This window comes from Micromonospora sp. ABR4_055 (assembly GCF_056160425.1).
In genome coordinates this window covers 1-17,351 of the sequence record NZ_JBSWXD010000148.1, presented here as the reverse complement: position 1 = coordinate 17,351, position 17,351 = coordinate 1, and the positions used below count along the sequence as shown (strand labels likewise).

The following is a 17,351-nucleotide window of genomic DNA, read 5'->3' as shown; positions in this document are numbered from 1 at the left end:
CAGGTCAACATCAGCCGGCGGCCACCAACCAACCGGCCATCACGCTATGCCACCACGCGGAATCCCAGCGCGCACCACCTGAATGTTTGCGTTCACCGGCCACCGTTGGGTGGGTCGGGATCGAGCTTCTCCCCGGTAACATCACCACGAGTACGCCGCAGGCCTTCCCTCGTGGTCTCCCTTACCGCGCGGACTGGACGGCCAGGAAGCGGGCGGGCCACCGACTGGAGCCCGCCCAGCACTGCATCGACCCACATCCGCCAGGTTTCGGGTCGTTTTGGAATCACGGGGGATCAGACACTCGTCCGCGATCGCTATCCCTTTCCGCCTCGCTAGGCGGCGTAGCTTGCCGTTCGTCTTGGGGATCATGCGCTCGCGCACCGGGATCGGACGGAAACTGCGGTCCTTGACCTGCGACCGTAGTTCGTCGAGGAAGTCCTCGACGCCTCGCACGTTCTCGATGTAGGAGACGGTGCGTCCGTCCACGCCGGGCGTGCGCGCACCCTTGTTGTCCCGCACCTGCATCCATGGTTGCGTCAACCCTGCCCCCCGCCCGTGAACTGTGTTAGCCCGTTGCCTGCGGAGTCCCTGCCGCCCCAACCGGCTGGCCTGATTCGCTGATCATGCCGAGTCGCGTAGCACCAACTTCGTGGGCAGGATGATGGACAGGGGTTCGTGCCCCGCGATGAGCTCGACGAGCATCCGGGTCATTTCTTTGCCCAGAGCTTGGACCGACTGGTGAACGGTGGTCAACGGCGGATCGGTTCGTTCGGCTATTCCGAGGTTGTCGAAGCCCACCACTGCCACGTCGCCTGGAACCGACCGGCCAGCGTCGATGAGGACACGTAGAGCGCCTGCTGCGGCGTTGTCGCTGGCGGCGAAGACGGCGTCGAGGTCGGGGTGGCTGTCGAGCAGTGATCTCATCGCTGCGGCACCGCCGGTCTCGGTGAAGTCACCTTCCGCCGCCGCGTACGGGGTCAGCCCAGCCATGATCATTGCCTCCTCGTAGCCGCGGTGGCGAGCGAGGCCGACATCGGTGGACCTGGGGCCGGTTATGGTGACGATCCGGGTGCGGCCGAGGCCGATGAGATGTTCGGTGGCCAGTCGGGCGCCGCCGAGGTTGTCGGAGTCGACGTACCACTGTGGTTCGAAGTTTAACGGCCGGCCGCCGTACACCGCGGGCAGGCCGGCCCGCCGCACGATGTGCGTCAGCGGATCGTCGCCGTGCAGCGCCATCAGCATGATGCCGTCGACGCCGCGCGTGTGCAGCAGGTTGGTCAACCGGGACCGGCCCCGCCCGGAGCTGGCAAGGCACAGCAGCAGGTGAAGGTCGGTCTCCTCGAGCGCTGCGGACACGCCGACGATGATTTGGGCAAAGAACGGGTCGGCGAACAGTTCGGGATCGTCATGGGAGACCGCCAGCGCGACGAACTCGACCAGGCCCGCTCCCTGGCCGCCGGGATGCTGCTGTTGGCCGACCGTAACTACGCCGCCGCCGACCTCATCCAGACACTCGCCGCCACCAGGGCCGACCTGCTGATCCGCTGCAAGAACGGCCGCCGCCCGCCGGTGATCCGCCGGTACCACGACGGATCCTGGCTGTCGACCATCGGCACGGTACGGGTGCGGGTCGTGGACGCTGAGATCAGCGTCCAGACCATCGACGGCGTCCGCACGGGCGGCTACCGGCTGATCACCACCCTGCTCGACCCACGCACCCACCCGGCCGGCGGACTGATGAAGCTGTACCACCGCCGGTGGGAGGTCGAAACCGCCTACCTGGAGATCAAATCCAGCATCCTCGGCGGCCGGGTCCTGCGCGCGCGTACTCCCGACGGCATCGACCAGGAGGTCTACGCCCTGCTGGTCGTCTACCAGATCCTGCGTACCGCCATGACCGACGCCACCGACAGCCGGCCCGGCACCGGCCCTGACCGGGCCAGCTTCACCACCGCCCTGAACGCCGCCCGCGACCAGGTCACCCACGCCGCCGGCGTCCTCGCCGACACCGTCATCGACCTGGCCGGCGCCATCGGTCGTGCGGTTCTGGCCCACCTGCTACCTGAGCGTCGGATCCGGGTGAAGACCCGCATGATCAAACGCTCGAACTCCAAGTACCAAGCCCGCGGACCCAACGTAGACCGACGCAGCCACAAAGCCACCATAGCCATCGATATAATCACAAACACTTGCTAACCATCCACCCGCCCTAACCGAGCGGCGTTGCGACTAGTCGAGCCGCTCCGCCAGGATCTCCACGGCCAGGGCGGTGGCTGCGACCACGTCCGCCACCTGCTGCATGCTCACCGTGTCGGGGAGATCGCCGGCCCGGTGGTAGTGCGGGTTACGGAAGTTGGCCGTGTCGGTGATCTGGACCGCGGGTAGACCGGCGTCCCAGAACGGCAGATGGTCGCTGCGCGCGAAGTGCTGGGTGAACGGCACGAAGCGGCCGAGCAGCGGCCCCAGCACCGGCAGGTCGGTGGGTGCACGGAGCAGGACGGTGCCGGTCGGGCCGTTCAGCTGGGTCAGCGCGGCCGCGAACAGGGCCGCCATCGTCCGGCTGGACCGCTGGTAGAGCACTGCGGCGAAGTCCGCTCGCTGCCCGTTGCGCCGGATCCGGCGGATCTGCCCGGGATAGAGCAGGTCGAGCCCGCGCGGCAAATGTTGGCTGCCCGGCTCGGTGCTGGCGAATCCGAGCATCTCGAACACGTAGGCACCGACCACCTTCCGCCTGGCGACCGACATCTGCCGCACCAGGTGACGGGCACCGTGAAAGCCGAGCTCCTCGTGGTCGACCGCGACGAGTAGCACCGTCCGGCGGAATCGCGCCGCACCCAGCAGGCGGGCCAGCTCCAGCAGCCCGACCACGCCGGTGCCGTTGTCGTCGGCGCCGCCGGTGCCCGGGACCGTGTCGTGGTGGGCGAGGACCAGGACCGCGTCGGAGAGCACGCCCTCCTTGACGGCGACGATGTTGACGCCGTCGATGTCGGTGCCGGTCAGGACATCCTCGTACCGCCCACTCGGCCCCCACTGGGCGACACCCCGCGCGTGGAAGTGATCGAGCCGCGCCGTCCATCCCGCCGCCGTGAAACGGTTCCGCAGGTCGATGTCCAGTGCGGCACAGATATCCGGGGTGAGTGCCCGTACCCGGGGCGCCGGAAGGGCTCTGAGCTCGCGGCCGAGGGCGTCGTCGTCGATAGCGGCGCGCAGCTTGCCCACGCGTTCGGTCTGCGCGGGACCGAGAACGGGTAGGCGAGGTTCGGCAGCTCCAAAGATGATCAAGCCTACATCGATTGGCGCCAGTGCATCCAGTTGACAGGGGGTGCACCGGGCGTAACATTTATGAACATCTATTGATGGTGCGTTCGCTGTCTTCCCTTCGGGCGATCCACCACGCCGCGCTGCCCGGTGCCACCCGTGCCGCGCCACACCGGGACACCTCGCGCTCCAGGCCGCCCGGGGTGGTCGACCGTAGGTGACAGCGCGCCCTGTCGATCCGTCCGCACGTCAGTGGAGGAGAGCCAGCACATGCGCTTACACCGGTACCGGTCCCGGCTGTGGTCAGCCGCGACCGTGACAGCCGTCATCGCCGGAAGCGGAGTGGCCGTCACGGCCGCGTACGCTGCCGTCGGATGCGGCGTCACCTACTCCGTCGCCTCGCAGTGGCCGGGTGGCTTCACCGCCAACGTGGCCGTCACCAACCTCGGCGACCCAGTCAGCTCGTGGACGCTGACCTGGAGCTACGGCAACGGTCAGCAGATCACCCAGGCGTGGAACGCCACGGTGTCGCAGAGCGGTGGACAGGTCACCGCCCGCAACGCCAGCTACAACGGCAGCATCGCCACCGGGGCGACCACCTCGTTCGGCTTCAACGGGTCGTGGAACGGCAGCAACACCGCGCCGACCAGCTTCGCGCTCAACGGCACCACCTGCACCGGATCGCCGGCCGACCCCACCACCCCACCGTCCACGACCGCACCGCCGTCCAGTCCACCGCCGACCACCGCACCGCCGACGATGCCACCCGGCGACCCGACCTGGGGTACGGCGTTGCCGCCGGCGAGCGCGCCCAGGAGCCGGGCGTACGAACTGATCGCCACCGCCAACGAGAAGGGCTACCTGCCGCGGGCCGGGGAGTGCTCGGTCGAGATCCACGCCCGGTACTGGACCTACGGCCCCGACGGCAAGGTCTACCCGACCTAGCACCCGACCCGGGACCCGAGCGGCTGCTACTTCGGTCACGAACACGGTGACGATCCGCGGGCCTCGGACCTGTACGGCACCGCCGGCTGGCCCGCCTTCGGCTACACCAGCGAGGTCATGCTGGACAACATGCCCGACCACAGTCACCGCCACGAGGACCACGTCGGGCACAAGGTGCTGGTGGTGAACAACAGCAATGTCATCCAGGGCGACAACGGCACCAGCTTCTTCCCGCCGCAGGGGCCCACGATCGCCGTCTGCGACGTTCTGCTGAAATTCCACCAGGGCACCCACTCGCCGGACGCGTTCACCAACAACGTCCACGAGCTGCTGTTCAACCAGCGCTGCGTCGGGAGCAACGGCGGCCCGGTCACCGAGGCCCGGTACAACGCGATGATCCCGCTCGGTCGACCCGGCGGCTTCAGCCCCAGCGAATGCCCCGGCTTCGGCCGCCCGTTCATCAATGTCGCACCTCCGGTGCCGGCGGACTCGCCGTCGGACACCCGATCGTTGGGCCGGCTGATCGCCGAGACCGGCTGTATCGACGCGATCCGGGAGGGCCGTACCCACTTCGACCCGCTCTACCCCAACCCGGTGCCGTTCACGGTTTCCGACATGGACGACTTCTGGTTCTCCGACGTGCAGGTGACAGGCTCCGGGCTGGACTTTCACCTCGCGCCGCTGTTCTACGTCGTCAACCCGTCCCGGTACTACGACCCGAGCCTGCCGAACAGGATGGGCCGGATCGTGGACCTGTGCTACACGGACCTGGCCGGTGGCGACTATTGCGCCGAGGCTCGGCAGGTGACTCAGCAGACCGGCCAACAGGTCGGCTGGAACGATCCGCGCTCACCGTTCAAGGGCACCCTGCGCGAGTACCGGCCCGGCACCTTCTCGGTGCGCAACAGCGGTCCATCCACGGTCTACACCGACGTGTACGGACGCAACGCCTCCACCATGCCGTTCCCCGGCTCCATCGAACAGTACTCCACCGGTAACACGGGCAGCGAGATGTACGTTCGGGGATCCATCAAGGACTACGCGGCGACCGGAGTCCACGCCCCGAACTGACACCTCTGACCCGGGCACTTCCGGCTGCGGTACGCCGTGAGCCGGCCGGCACCGCGCAGGGCGGGCCATCGGCGACCCCGATGGCCCGCCCGTCGTCTGCGCCCGACACGTCGGCCCGGGCAACGCCGGAGAAGCCCCGCAGCCGCCAGCCGTAAAGAATCTTGACAACGTCCCGCGACAGCCGGCGTCTCGCAGAAGAGGTCAACGCATGTCTGTGCCAGCGCCCAGGGGCATCGTCGTCGAGAGCCCCGGCTGACCATGGTGCCCGCAGCGGTCGAGGCCCGCCGGACCCGGCACCGTCCGATGGTCGCGTTGTTCACCGGCGCGGCGGTGACCCACGTGTCGATGGTCGGTGCGAGCACGGTGAGCACCCTCGTCGGGGCGCAGTTGCTCAGCCCGCTGTGGAGCGGCATACCGAACGCGGCCGGGATCGTCGGCTCCGCCGTCGGCACCCTGACGCTGGCCGCTGTGCTGGCCAGACGTGGCAGCCGTGCCGCGCTCGTGCTGGGCTACCTGGTCGCGGTCATCGGTGCGGTCGTCGCGGGCGGTGCCGTGCTGGCCGACGCGGCGGGCCCGCTGATGGTCGGCATGCTGCTGCTCGGTGTCGGCAACGGCGCAGCGCAGCTGTCCCGGTACTGCGCGGCGGACCTGTACCCGCCCGACCGCAAGGGTTTCGCGGTCGGCGTCGTCGTCTGGGCGGGTACGGTCGGTGCGTTGGCCGGGCCGAACCTGATCGCGCCACTCGCGCGGTTCTCTACGGGGCTGGGGCTGCCGCCGCTCGCCGGGCCGTACTTCCTGGCGTTGGTCGGTGCGGGTGCCGCGGTAGCGGCGTCGGCGACCCTGCCGACCACCCGGGCCGGCACGCGGCGTGGTGACCCGGGGCCCGGTGCCGTGTCGGCCGGGGTGTGGCGACGTCCGGTGGTCCGTACCGCGGTGGTGTCGATGACCGCCGGCCAGGTGTCGATGGTCGCCGTGATGACAATGACGCCGCTGCACATGGACATGCACGGTCACGGCCTCGGCGCCGTAGGTGCGGTGGTCAGCGCACACCTGCTCGGCATGTTCCTGCTGGCGCCGCTGTCCGGGCACATCGTCGACCGATTCGGGGCACGGACGGCGATCCTCGCCGGGATCGGGTTGATCGCCCTGTCCACGATGGTCGCGTTGGTGCCGGCGGCCGCAGGCGCGCAGCTGTACGTCGCGCTGTTCCTGCTCGGTTCCGGCTGGAACCTTACCTTCGTCGGCGGCAGCGGTCTGCTCACCCAGTCGTTGACACTCGCCGACCGCCAGCACGTCCAGGGTGGCGTGGACGCGATCGCCTGGGGTGCCTCGGCGGTGGCCAGCGTCGGTGCCGGAATGGTGCTCGGCACCGTCGGGTACCCGGTCTTGGCGGTCAGCGCCGGTGCGGCGGTGCTGCTCCCGTTGTTTCTGCTGGCCCGGGCGGACGGTTCAACGGCGGTTACCTCCTCCGGCGGAGCCGAGGACCCGTCGGACCGGCGTGGCGGGCAGCCGTGCTGTTAGCGCGTGGCGGGCAGCCGTGCTAGCGCCCGCCGGGCCGGGGCCGGTCAACCGGGCGCGGAGCGTTACCGTCGGCCGGCCTTAACGCGGTCATGTCGACGACCAGGTCGGCCCGGTCCCGGCCGGCCTCGATCAACCGGGCGTTCGGGTCGTCCACCGTGGCCACCCAGGCGTGGGCCGCAGCGGGTGATTTGCCGAACTCGATGTGCCGGCGGATGAGACGGTCCCGCCGTACGTCGTCGTCGAGTTGGCAGAACCAGACCTCGGCCAGCAGCGCGCGCACCGCCGGCCAGGGCTCTGCGTCCGCGAGCAGGTAGTTTCCTTCGGTGACGACCAGGCGTGCCGGTGGGTCGACCGCGATGGTGCCGGCTACCGGTTGTTCGAGGTCGCGTTCGAAACCCGGCGCCCAGACGGTCCGGTGTCGTTCGGTCCGCAGCCGGTGCAGCAGGGCGAGGTAACCGTCGCCGTCGAAGGTGTCGATGGCACCTTTGCGGTCGCGTCGGCCGAGCCGGTCCAGTGCCGCGTCGGACAGGTGGAAGCCGTCCATCGGCACCAGCGCCGCCGGGACCCCGACCTGCCGCAGCCCGGCGACCAGCAGCGCCGCCAGCGTCGACTTGCCCGCCGCCGGGCAGCCGGTGATGCCGAGGACGAGTCGGCCATGGCGGGGGACAAGCCGGTGGGCGCGTGCGACGAGTTCATCGAGCATGCACCAGCTTAAGCAGCGCCGGGGAGCTGCTGGCCGACTCCCCGGCGGACCCGGGTGCCCGCCGCCGGCCCGCGACCCATTGACATCGACACTGCGGGCAGTTAACACTGTCGATTCAATCCGGCAACCGTACGGCAATCGCATCAGGCGCTGTGTTAGCGCTAACATAGGAGGATCCGAATTGCATGCCAACTCGGCGATCCTGCTCGCCACCCTGGTCTGTGCCGGCCTGGCCGTTGTCACCGGCGGCACCGTAGCCGGCGACAGCGACACCCGCTCGGCTGCGGCGTCGCTGCCGTCCGGTGCCGTGTCGCTGGAGTCGGTCAACTACCCCGGCCGGTTCCTGCGCCACCAGAACCAGGGGGTCCGACTCGATCCGGTGGGTACGTCGAGCCCGCAGCAGACCCGGCTCGATGCCACCTTCGTGATCGTCAACGGACTGGCTTCGCCGGACTGCTACTCGCTGCAGACCCGCGACGGGCTCTTCCTGCGCCACCGGGACTGGCAGCTGCGGGTCGACACCAACACCGGCGACGCCGCGTTCCGTAGCGACGCCACCTTTTGCCCGGTCGACGGGGCCGTCGCCGGAACGATCGCGCTGGCCGCGTACAACTACCCGACGCACCGCGTCCGGCACCGCGACTTCACGCTGCGGCTCGACGCGTACCAGGATACCGAGATCTTCCGGGCGGACAGCTCCTTCCGGATCGCCGCCCCGTGGGCACCGTCCCCACATGCGGGACCCGTCATCCCGGGGCTCTTCGCCGATCCACACCTCACCACCTTCGGCGGCCGGTACTACCTGTATCCGACCACGGACGGATACGCCGGCTGGTCCACCACCTACTACAAGGCGTTCTCCTCGCCGGACCTGGTCAACTGGACCGATCATGGGGTGATCCTCGACCATGAACCGGACGTGTCGTGGGCCGACAACTCGGCGTGGGCGCCAGCGGTGGCACACCGCGACGGTCGCTACTACCTGTACTTCTCCGGTGGCGCGGCCAGCGGGGACACGGTCAAGCATCTCGGTGTCGCGGTCGCCGACTCGCCGGTGGGACCGTTCCGCGACGCGCTGGGCCGGCCGTTGATCCGCGGCGGCCAGTACTCCGGCCAGGCTATCGATCCGATGGTTTTCACCGACGACGACGGACGCGCCTACCTGTACTGGGGCCAGGGGGCCGCCCGGGTCGTTCCGCTCAACCCCGACATGGTGTCGTTCGACCCGGCGCAGGTGCGGGTCATCACGCCGTCCGGCTACAACGAGGCGCCGTTCGTTTTCAACCGCGGCGGCACCTACTACTTCATGTGGTCGGAGAACGACACCCGCAGCGAGGACTACCGGGTGGCATACGCGACCGGCCGGTCCCCACTCGGGCCGTGGACCAACCGTGGGGTGGTGCTGCAGAAGCGACTCGCCGACGGGATCCGAGGCACCGGGCACCACTCGGTGGTCCGCGCCCCGGACAGCGACACCTGGCACATCGCCTACCACCGTTTCGCCGTACCGGCCGGCAACGGCACCAACCGGGAGGTCGTGATCGACCCGATGGAGTTTGCCGCCGACGGCACGATCCGCCCGATCGTGCCCAGCCGGTGAGTTCGCATCGCACCGGGCCGGTAGGCGGCGGACTACCCGCACTGGCCGGACCTGACCAACTCCAACAGAAGGAGATCCGATGCCGAGAATCCTTGCCCGGCTCAGCGCCGTCCTTGCCGCCGCCTGCCTGCTGCTCACCTCGTGGTCGGTGGCTGCGGCGAGACCGGCTGCCGCGCTCGACCCGTTCGCCGGGTACCTGATGGCCCACTTCACCGGTGAGTCGGCCAACGGCGAGCAGATCTATCTGGCGCGCAGCACCGATGGGCTGCACTGGACCGACCTCAACAACGGCAGCCCTGTTCTGCTATCCACAGTGGGCACCCGTGGCGTACGGGATCCGGTCCTGGTCCGCTCACCGGCCGGCGACCGGTACTGGATCATCGCCACCGATCTGCGGATCGCCAGCGGCACGTCCTGGAACGACGCCGCCAACCGGGGCAGCACCTCGATCGTCGTCTGGGAGTCCACCGACCTGGTCAACTGGTCGGCGCCGTGGCTGCTCAACGTCGCTGGCGGTATCGCGGGCGCCGGCAACGCCTGGGCGCCGGAGGCGATCTACAACCCGGCGACCGGGGACTACGTCGTCTACTGGGCGACCAACTCGGCCCGCAACGGGGTCACCAAGCATCGCATCTGGTACGCGCGGACCAGCGACTTCCGCACCATCGGTGCTCCGCAGCTGTACATCGACCGGGGCAGCGGCCAGGGCATCATCGACACCCAGATCATCGAGGTCCCGAACAGCGTCGGCGGCTACCGCTACTACCGGGCGTCCGCCGACGGTCACATCACGATCGAGGCGAGCAACTCGATCCTGGGCAGCTGGACGACCCTCGGCAACCTGTCGCACCTGGGCATCTCGAACGGCGCCGGCGGCGGCAACGTGGTCGAGGGCCCGATGTGGGCCCAGTTCAACGGCCGTGACGAGTGGGTGCTCTGGCTGGACCAGTACGCGACCGGCCGCGGCTATCTGCCGGTCACCTCGACCAACCTGGGCAGCACGGGCAACTTCCGGACCCGGTCGGACTACAGCATGGGCGGCAGCCGTAAACGGCACGGATCGATCCTCAACCTGACCGCGGCCGAGCAGTCCCGGGTGCTTGCCCGCTGGGGCGCGACCACCCCGGTGAACCGGATTCAGTCGTACAACTACCCGGACCGCTACGTGCGGCACGCCGACTTCGACGTGCGCATCGACGCCAACGTCAGCCCGGCGCAGGACGCGCAGTTCCGGCTGGTGCCCGGCCTGACCGGCGGCTCGGGCTACGTCTCGATCGAGTCGGTCAACTACCCGGGCCACTACCTGCGGCACTACGCGTACGACTTCGAGTTGGCGCCCGACGACGGCTCGGCGGTCTTCGCCGCCGACGCCACCTTCCGCTGGGTCGCCGGCCTGGCAGACGCCGGATGGTCGTCGTTCCAGTCCTACAACTTCCCGGACCGCTACATCCGGCACTACGGCTACCAACTGCGCCTCGACCCGATCGCCGACGCGCAGGCACGCGCCGACGGCACCTTCCGCGTCACCGGCTGACCCGGTGGGCGGTGTCGCCGCCGACGGAGACACCGCCCACCGACGGCGCGGACCGGCGTCGACTGGTCCGCGAGGGCTCCGATGGCCCACACTGAGCCGGTGCAGAAGCAGACAGCGCCGGTACGGTCCGCCGTGGTGGTCAACCCGACGAAGGTCACTGACCTCGACGGCCTGCGAGCGGCAGTCGACGCGAGCCTGGCCGAAGCCGGCTGGGCGGCACCGATCTGGCTGGAGACGACGGTCGCCGAACCAGGGCGGACGCAGGCCCGGGACGCGGTCGCGGCCGGGGTCGACGTCGTGTTCGCCTGCGGCGGCGACGGCACCGTGATGTCGTGTGTCGCCGGTCTGGTCGGCACCGACGTGGCGCTCGCCATCCTGCCGGCCGGCACCGGTAACCTGCTCGCCGCGAACCTCGGGCTGTCGACCGACCTCGCGGCCGGGCTGGAGGTCGCGGTGGAACGGCAGACCCGCCGGCTCGACGTCGGTCGGCTCGACGACGAGCGCTGCTTCGTGGTGATGGCCGGCATGGGATTCGACGCGAGCATGCTGGCCGCTACCTCCGAGCAGGCCAAGGCGCGGATCGGCTGGCCGGCGTACGTTGCCGGCGCTGTGCGGCACCTGCGGGACCGGCCGGTGCCGGTGCGGGTCCAGATCGACGACCAGCCGCCGGTACGGACCCGGGCCCGCACCGTGCTGGTGGCCAACGTCGGCCGGTTGCAGGGCGGGATGACCCTGCTGGCCGACGCCGAACCCGACGACGGTCTGCTCGACGTCGCCGTGCTGACGCCACGGACGCTGCGGCACTGGGTCGCGCTGGCCTGGGCGCTGGTACGGGGTCGGCGACGGGTGCCGCGGATGCAGGTGTACCGGGGGCGTGAGGTGTCGGTGGTCAGTGACCGCGACCAACCCCGCGAGCTCGACGGCGACCTGATCGAACCCGGCGCCACGCTGCGGGTGACGGTCCAGCCGGCGGCGTTGCTGCTGTGCGTGCCGCGTCCGGCTGATGACCCGGACCTGTCGGTGGACGCCGGTGCGGCCGCGCGGCGCGGTGCGGCACTCGTCGAACGTACCCGTCACCCCCGATGACCCGACTCGGGGCGTGACCGCCCCGAATCAGCCGTTGTCGGTGCGTCCGAGTCGGGCGAGCAGCCCGGTGTGCTGCCGCTGATGACTCTCGGCCCGCCGGCCGAGCGCGTCCGCCCGGCCCCACCGGCCGGGTACGTCGAGCAGTTCGATCCGAGGTATCGACGGCGGGAGATGTGGGTCGACGCCCAGATGGTCCTGGTACGGGGTGAGATCCAGCATGGTACGCAGCAGCAGCAGGACCGCCCCCGCCGACCAGCCCTGTGGGCTGCACGCCGTCGGGTACTCGACCGGGTATCCGGTCAACTCGCGCCGGTAGCCGGCGAAGGCCTCCGGCAGCCGTCCGTCGAAGAACCCGGACGCCTCGATCATCCCTTCGGCGATCCGGGCGGCCTCCTCCCGGAACCCGTACCGGCGCAGCCCCCACGCGATGATCGAGTTGTCGAACGGCCAGACCGACCCCACGTGATAGCCGACCGGGTTGTACCGTGCCTCGGTCTCGGCCAACGTCCGTACCCCCCAGCCGGAGAACATCGCCGGTCCGAGCAGGTGTTCGGCCACCTTGCCGGCCCGGTCCGGCTCGACGATGCCGCTCCACAGCAGGTGCCCCATGTTCGACGCCAGCGCGTCGACCGGGGTACCGTCCGGGTCGAGCGCGAGCGCGTAGTATTCGCCGTCGGCCACCCAGAAGTCGCGGTTGAACCGCTGCTTCAGGTCGGCGGCCTCCCGTTCCAGCCGGTCGGCGTACGCCGGGTCGTTCCAGAACTGGCGGGCCAGCCGGGCGCCACGGATCTTGGCGTCGTAGGCGTAGCCCTGCAGCTCGCAGGTTGCCCTCGGCAGCGCGGACAACCGTCCGTCGCGGTAGGAGATCGCGTCCCAGGAGTCCTTCCAGCACTGGTTCTCCAGGCCGTTGCGGGTGTTGCGGCGCCAGTAGGAGACGTAGCCGTTGCCGACCAGGTCCCCGTACTCGTCGATCCAGTGCAGCGCGGCGCGGGCCTGGCGTTCGAGTCCGCGGACCAGTTCGGTGTCGCCGCTCCACCGTTCGTACTCGTCGAGCAGGATCACGAACAGTGGGGTGGAGTCGGCCGATCCGTAGTACGGGGTGTGTGGCTGCTCCTCGAACGCCGCCGACTCGCCGTACCGGAATTCGTGCAGGATCTTGCCGGGCTCCTCCTCCCGTAGGTCGTCGAGGCTGCCGCCCTGCAACGAGCCGAGCAGCCGTAGCACCGGGGGGGTCAGCTGGGGTAAGAACGGCATGGTCTGCAGGCTGATGAAGATGCTGTCCCGGCCGAACAGCGTCATGAACCAGGGCAGTCCGGCGGTCGGTATCGCGCCGGTGGCGGTCAGCGAGGCGTACCGCATGGCAGCGAGGTCGATCAGGCTCCGCTCGTACGCCGTGGTGAGGGCGGGGTTGTCAGCGAGAAGCTGCGGTGCCTGGTCGACCCAGTGTTCGAGCTCCTGGCGCAGCTGCGGTCGGGCCCGGCGCCGGTAGGCTCCCCAGATGGTCGGCGACTCGGTGTCGCCGCCGTTGATCACTGGTTCCACCCGGATCTCGGTCTGCCACTGACCGCGCGGCTCCAGGGTGACATCGAACGTCATGCCGTCGTCGTCGATCCGGGCCGGGAGCGTGCTGGAGATGACGGTGTCCCGCTGAAAGGTTTCCCGCCGGTAGCTGTATCGCAGCCGACCGTCGTCGTGGTGGACCGACTTCGTGCCGCGCTTGTGCTGGACGTCCTTGATCTCGAACAGGTCCGCGAAGTCGGTGTCCATGTCGACTCGCAGGGTCAGGGTTACCGGCGCGATGTCGTGGTTGAGCACGGTGAGCCGCTCGACGAACGCCGCGCCGATCGACTGCTCCCGGATGACGGACAGCTTGGCGTCGATGTAGTGGGTGGGCCGGCCCGGTACGAGGAAGAACCGGGTCTCGAAGAAGTGCAGGTCGTCCTGGGACAGAGCGTTCAACCGGTGGCCGTCGATCCGGAGCACCCAGGTGGACAGGAAGCGCGTGTCGAACGAGAACAGGCCGGTCGGCAGGTCCGGTGAGGCGGTCACGTCACCGCGCTCGTCAGTCACCACGAAGGTGTTCCCGTCCAGGATGCTGACTGTCTTCTCGTTCATTCTCGGCGGCCTCCCTCCGAGTGAAGTCCCTTGGATGCAGCCCGGCCGGGACACTGCCGAAAAGGACCCGGCAGAGCTGGTCCGCGAGCCCCAGGTCTCCCTCGACGACGACCGCGTTGCGGAACAGCAGGGGGATGAACCGGTCCTCGCCCCGGGCCAACCGGTCGAAGCGGACCCGTTCGCTGCGGACGATCGAATCCGGCTCGGCCCCCGTCGACGACACCCGGACCTTCCCCGTTCCCAGGGTGACAAACCAGTGCGTCGTCCTGGTCTCCTCCTGTACGTCGAAGCGAACGGTGCCACGCAGCCTGGGTGGCAGCCGGTCCAGGACGGAGCTTGCGTCGCGGGCCAGCCGCTCCAGCGCATCTTCGACCGTGTCGACCATCCGGCCCCGCCTCCTCACGCCGTGTGACGTCCTGGGTGCACGGTAGGTCGGGTCGGAACCGGCCCGCATCACCCGCGTCGGGTGAGCTCACCGGCGGCCGGTTGCCGGCCGTGCTGGTTCACGGCCTGGGGATCAGCCAGCCTGGGATCAACCGGCGGTGGACAGCAGGTCGATGAAGCGCCGGGTGTCGACATTGCCGCCGGAGACGATCACACCGACCCGTCGGGGAGCCGGGACCGGCCGACCTGCCAGCAGAGCTGCCAGCCCGGTCGCGCCGCTGGGCTCGACGACGATCCGCATCCGGTCGAACGCGAACCGCATCGCCGCCCGGATCTCGTCGTCGTCGACGAGGACGACGTCGTCGAGCAGCCGCTGGTTCACCGAGAAGGTCAGCTCGCCGGGCGTCTCGGCGGCCTGGCCGTCGGCGATCGTGCGCGGCACCGGGATGGTGATCCGCCGGCCGGCGGCCAGCGATCGCAACGTGTCGTCGCCGGCCGACGGTTCGACGCCGACCACCCGGATCCGGGGCAGCAGTCCTTTCGCCGCGACCGCGGTGCCCGCCGCCAGCCCGCCGCCACCGACGGGCACCAGCAGCGCGTCGAGCGGTCCAACCTCCTCGACCAGCTCGAGGGCTGCGGTGCCCTGCCCGGCGATGACGTGCGGGTGATCGTACGGCGGGACCAGGGTCAGCCCGCGTTCGGCGGCCAACGCCGCACCGATGGCGACCCGGTCACCGGTGTACCGGTCGTAGGTGATTATCTCGGCCCCGTAGCCGCGGACCGCTGCCGTCTTGGCCGCCGGCGTGTCCTGCGGCATGACGATCACTGCGGTGCTGCCCAACTCCCTGGCGGCTAGCGCGACGGCCTGCGCGTGGTTGCCGGACGAGTACGCGGCGATGCCCCGGGCCAGCTGGGCCGGGGACAGTCGCGCGATCGTGTTGTAGGCGCCACGGAACTTGAACGCACCGACGCGTTGCAGATTCTCGCACTTGACGAAGACCTCGGCGCCGACCATGGCGTCCAGAGTGCGCGAGCGCAGCACGGGGGTGCGGTGCGCGGCACCGGCTATCCGTGCGGCCGCGTCGCGGACGTCGGGCAAGGTGACCGGTGTCGAGTCTGTCAAGGTGCTTCCTCCCAGGGCGCTCATCTGACAGAGTTCCATACAGCGGCCGGGCGAGTCGCAGCCGGCCGGCTGGTGTCCATGCCGCATTGTCCGGGCGCGGCCGACACCGCCGACCCCGTAGCGCGACTGTGCCGCTGACAGGGTTGCGCGTGGTGTCCGGGTCTGTCCCGGATCTTCTCCGAAAGTTTCGGTACTCTGGCCTTGCCGTCGAGTGCCGAACTGGGTGCTGCCGTGTTTCGGATTAGCTGGTCGAGCAGCGGGTTGCCCGGTATCGGCCTTGGTCATTGAGCTACCGGAAGTTCTCCGTTAGCATCGCTCAACAGCACTTCGATTGAAGTCGATGTGTGGTCGAGGTTCACCTGTCGACCACACTCCGCACCGAGAGGCAACCATCACCATGACCCATCTATCCGACAGCAGACCGAGGAGAAGGGGACCGCGGGCCGCGTTGGCCTCCGCCGCGGTGGTCGCCCTTGCCGCCGGTACCGCGATGCTGTACGCGACCTCCGCCAGCGCCGCCGAGTCCACGCTCGGTGCGGCCGCGGAGCAGTCCGGCCGGTACTTCGGTGCCGCCGTCGCGGCCAACAAGCTCAGCGACTCGACGTACGTGAACATCCTCAACCGGGAGTTCAACAGCGTCACCGCCGAGAACGAGATGAAACTCGACGCCACCGAGCCGCAGCAGGGCCAGTTCAACTTCAGCAACGGCGACCGGATCGTCAACCACGCCATCTCCCGCGGCATGGCCGTCCGCGGTCACACCCTCGCCTGGCACTCCCAGCAACCCGGCTGGATGCAGCAGATGGAAGGTGCTCCGCTGCGCCAGGCCATGCTCAACCACGTCACCCAGGTCGCCTCCTACTACCGGGGCAAGATCCACTCCTGGGACGTGGTGAACGAGGCCTTCGCCGACGGCGGTAGCGGTGCCCGACGCGACTCCAACCTGCAGCGCACCGGCAACGACTGGATCGAGGCGGCGTTCCGGGCCGCCCGCGCCGCCGACCCCGGTGCCAAGCTCTGCTACAACGACTACAACATCGACAACTGGTCCTGGGCCAAGACCCAGGCCGCGTACAACCTGGTGCGCGACTTCAAGCAGCGCGGCGTGCCGATCGACTGCGTCGGCCTGCAGTCGCACTTCAACAGCGGCTCGCCGTACCCGTCGAACTACCGCACCACGCTGTCCAGCTTCGCCGCCCTCGGCGTCGACGTGCAGATCACCGAACTCGACATCGAAGGCTCCGGCAGCAGCCAGGCCAACACCTACCGCAACGTGGTGCAGGACTGCCTCGCGGTGTCCCGCTGCACCGGCATCACCACCTGGGGCATCCGGGACTGCGACTCGTGGCGCAGCGGCGGCACCCCGCTGCTGTTCGAGTGCAACGGCAACAAGAAGCAGGCGTACGACTCGACCCTCGCCGCGCTGAACGCCGGCGGCACCCCGCCGCCCACCACGGCCCCGCCGCCGACCACGGCCCCGCCGCCGACCACGGCCCCGCCGCCCACGACGGCCCCGCCGACTTCGCAGCCGCCGGGCGGGGGCGACTGCTCGGCCTCGGTGATCTCGCTCGACCAGTGGCCAGGTGGCTTCGTGGCGAACGTGCGGGTGACCGCCGGGTCCGCCTCGACCAGCAGTTGGACGGTCACCATGACCCTGCCGTCCGGGGCGGCGGTCACCAACGCCTGGAACTCGCAGGCCAGCGGGAGCAGCGGCACGGTGCGCTTCAGCAACGCGCCGTGGAACGGCCAGATCGGTGCCGGACAGTCGACCCAGTTCGGCTTCCAGGGCACCGGCACCGGCAGCGGGATGACCCCGACCTGCAGCGCCGGCTGACGGCTACCACCCCCACGACGGGGCCGGTACGCGGGACACCCGGCGTACCGGCCCCGTCCGGCGTGTGCGGGCCGGCGCGCAGGGGGCGGGGGGGGGGGGGGGGGGGGGGGGGGGGGGGGGGGGGAGGGGGGGGGGGGGGGGGGGGTGTGGGGTGTTTTCGTTATTGGTGTCTTTTTT

Annotated in this window: 14 protein-coding genes; 8 read left to right on the top strand and 6 right to left on the bottom strand. The window is 69.7% G+C overall.

Annotated elements, in window-relative coordinates; all coding sequences use genetic code 11:
* Positions 1–621 precede the first annotated feature (621 nt).
* Positions 622–1,395, bottom strand: coding sequence for a LacI family DNA-binding transcriptional regulator (locus ACXAHD_RS25955; protein ID WP_475053831.1), 774 nt, complete (start codon positions 1,393–1,395; stop codon positions 622–624).
* Between the two features lie 12 nt (positions 1,396–1,407).
* On the opposite strand from ACXAHD_RS25955, the gene ACXAHD_RS25950 reads away from it, so the two are divergent.
* On the top strand, positions 1,408–2,196 hold the full coding sequence (locus tag ACXAHD_RS25950; RefSeq protein WP_289212759.1) for a transposase: 789 nt from the start codon (positions 1,408–1,410) through the stop codon (positions 2,194–2,196).
* Positions 2,197–2,229: 33 nt separating this feature from the next.
* Here the strand turns inward: ACXAHD_RS25950 and ACXAHD_RS25945 are convergent, their stop codons facing one another.
* Positions 2,230–3,219 (bottom strand): M20/M25/M40 family metallo-hydrolase, encoded by a 990-nt coding sequence (locus ACXAHD_RS25945; RefSeq protein ID WP_281554681.1) that lies wholly within the window; start codon positions 3,217–3,219, stop codon positions 2,230–2,232.
* A 309-nt stretch (positions 3,220–3,528) separates the two neighbouring features.
* On the opposite strand from ACXAHD_RS25945, the gene ACXAHD_RS25940 reads away from it, so the two are divergent.
* From ACXAHD_RS25940 to ACXAHD_RS25930, 3 genes are all read left to right on the top strand, one after another.
* Entirely contained in the window at positions 3,529–4,203 is a 675-nt protein-coding gene (locus tag ACXAHD_RS25940) for a cellulose-binding domain-containing protein (protein WP_348650081.1), read from the top strand.
* A gap of 129 nt (positions 4,204–4,332) precedes the next feature.
* Complete coding sequence (locus ACXAHD_RS25935) at positions 4,333–5,274, top strand: hypothetical protein (protein ID WP_289212760.1); 942 nt, start codon at positions 4,333–4,335, stop codon at positions 5,272–5,274.
* 258 nt (positions 5,275–5,532) lie between these two features.
* A complete protein-coding gene (locus tag ACXAHD_RS25930; RefSeq protein WP_475053826.1) occupies positions 5,533–6,795 on the top strand; it encodes an MFS transporter in 1,263 nt (420 codons plus the stop codon).
* Positions 6,796–6,814: 19 nt separating this feature from the next.
* On the opposite strand, the gene ACXAHD_RS25925 is transcribed toward ACXAHD_RS25930, so the two are convergent.
* A complete protein-coding gene (locus tag ACXAHD_RS25925) occupies positions 6,815–7,498 on the bottom strand; it encodes a nucleoside/nucleotide kinase family protein (RefSeq protein WP_475053824.1) in 684 nt (227 codons plus the stop codon).
* 181 nt (positions 7,499–7,679) lie between these two features.
* On the opposite strand from ACXAHD_RS25925, the gene ACXAHD_RS25920 reads away from it, so the two are divergent.
* The 3 genes from ACXAHD_RS25920 to ACXAHD_RS25910 all read left to right on the top strand — a co-directional run bounded on the left by ACXAHD_RS25920 (position 7,680) and on the right by ACXAHD_RS25910 (position 11,718).
* The gene (locus tag ACXAHD_RS25920) at positions 7,680–9,098 is read left to right on the top strand and encodes a family 43 glycosylhydrolase (RefSeq protein ID WP_475053822.1); all 1,419 of its coding nucleotides are present in this window, start codon (positions 7,680–7,682) and stop codon (positions 9,096–9,098) included.
* 79 nt (positions 9,099–9,177) lie between these two features.
* Positions 9,178–10,632: a glycoside hydrolase family 43 protein gene (locus ACXAHD_RS25915; protein ID WP_475053819.1), complete on the top strand. Its 1,455-nt coding sequence runs from the start codon at positions 9,178–9,180 to the stop codon at positions 10,630–10,632.
* An 81-nt stretch (positions 10,633–10,713) separates the two neighbouring features.
* Complete coding sequence (locus ACXAHD_RS25910) at positions 10,714–11,718, top strand: diacylglycerol/lipid kinase family protein (protein ID WP_475053815.1); 1,005 nt, start codon at positions 10,714–10,716, stop codon at positions 11,716–11,718.
* A 27-nt stretch (positions 11,719–11,745) separates the two neighbouring features.
* On the opposite strand, the gene ACXAHD_RS25905 is transcribed toward ACXAHD_RS25910, so the two are convergent.
* From ACXAHD_RS25905 to ACXAHD_RS25895, 3 genes are all read right to left on the bottom strand, one after another.
* Complete coding sequence (locus ACXAHD_RS25905; protein ID WP_281554687.1) at positions 11,746–13,833, bottom strand: amylo-alpha-1,6-glucosidase; 2,088 nt, start codon at positions 13,831–13,833, stop codon at positions 11,746–11,748.
* The gene (locus ACXAHD_RS25900) at positions 13,781–14,218 is read right to left on the bottom strand and encodes an SCP2 sterol-binding domain-containing protein (protein WP_281554688.1); all 438 of its coding nucleotides are present in this window, start codon (positions 14,216–14,218) and stop codon (positions 13,781–13,783) included. Before ACXAHD_RS25900 ends, ACXAHD_RS25905 begins: the two co-directional genes overlap by 53 nt.
* 147 nt (positions 14,219–14,365) lie before the next feature.
* Complete coding sequence (locus tag ACXAHD_RS25895; protein ID WP_281554689.1) at positions 14,366–15,340, bottom strand: threo-3-hydroxy-L-aspartate ammonia-lyase; 975 nt, start codon at positions 15,338–15,340, stop codon at positions 14,366–14,368.
* A 397-nt stretch (positions 15,341–15,737) separates the two neighbouring features.
* Between ACXAHD_RS25895 and ACXAHD_RS25890 the strand changes: the two genes are divergently transcribed.
* Positions 15,738–17,174 carry a glycoside hydrolase family 10 protein gene (locus ACXAHD_RS25890; protein ID WP_475053811.1) on the top strand — a complete coding sequence of 479 codons (1,437 nt, stop codon included), beginning with the start codon at positions 15,738–15,740 and terminating at the stop codon, positions 17,172–17,174.
* Positions 17,175–17,351: the final 177 nt, after the last annotated feature.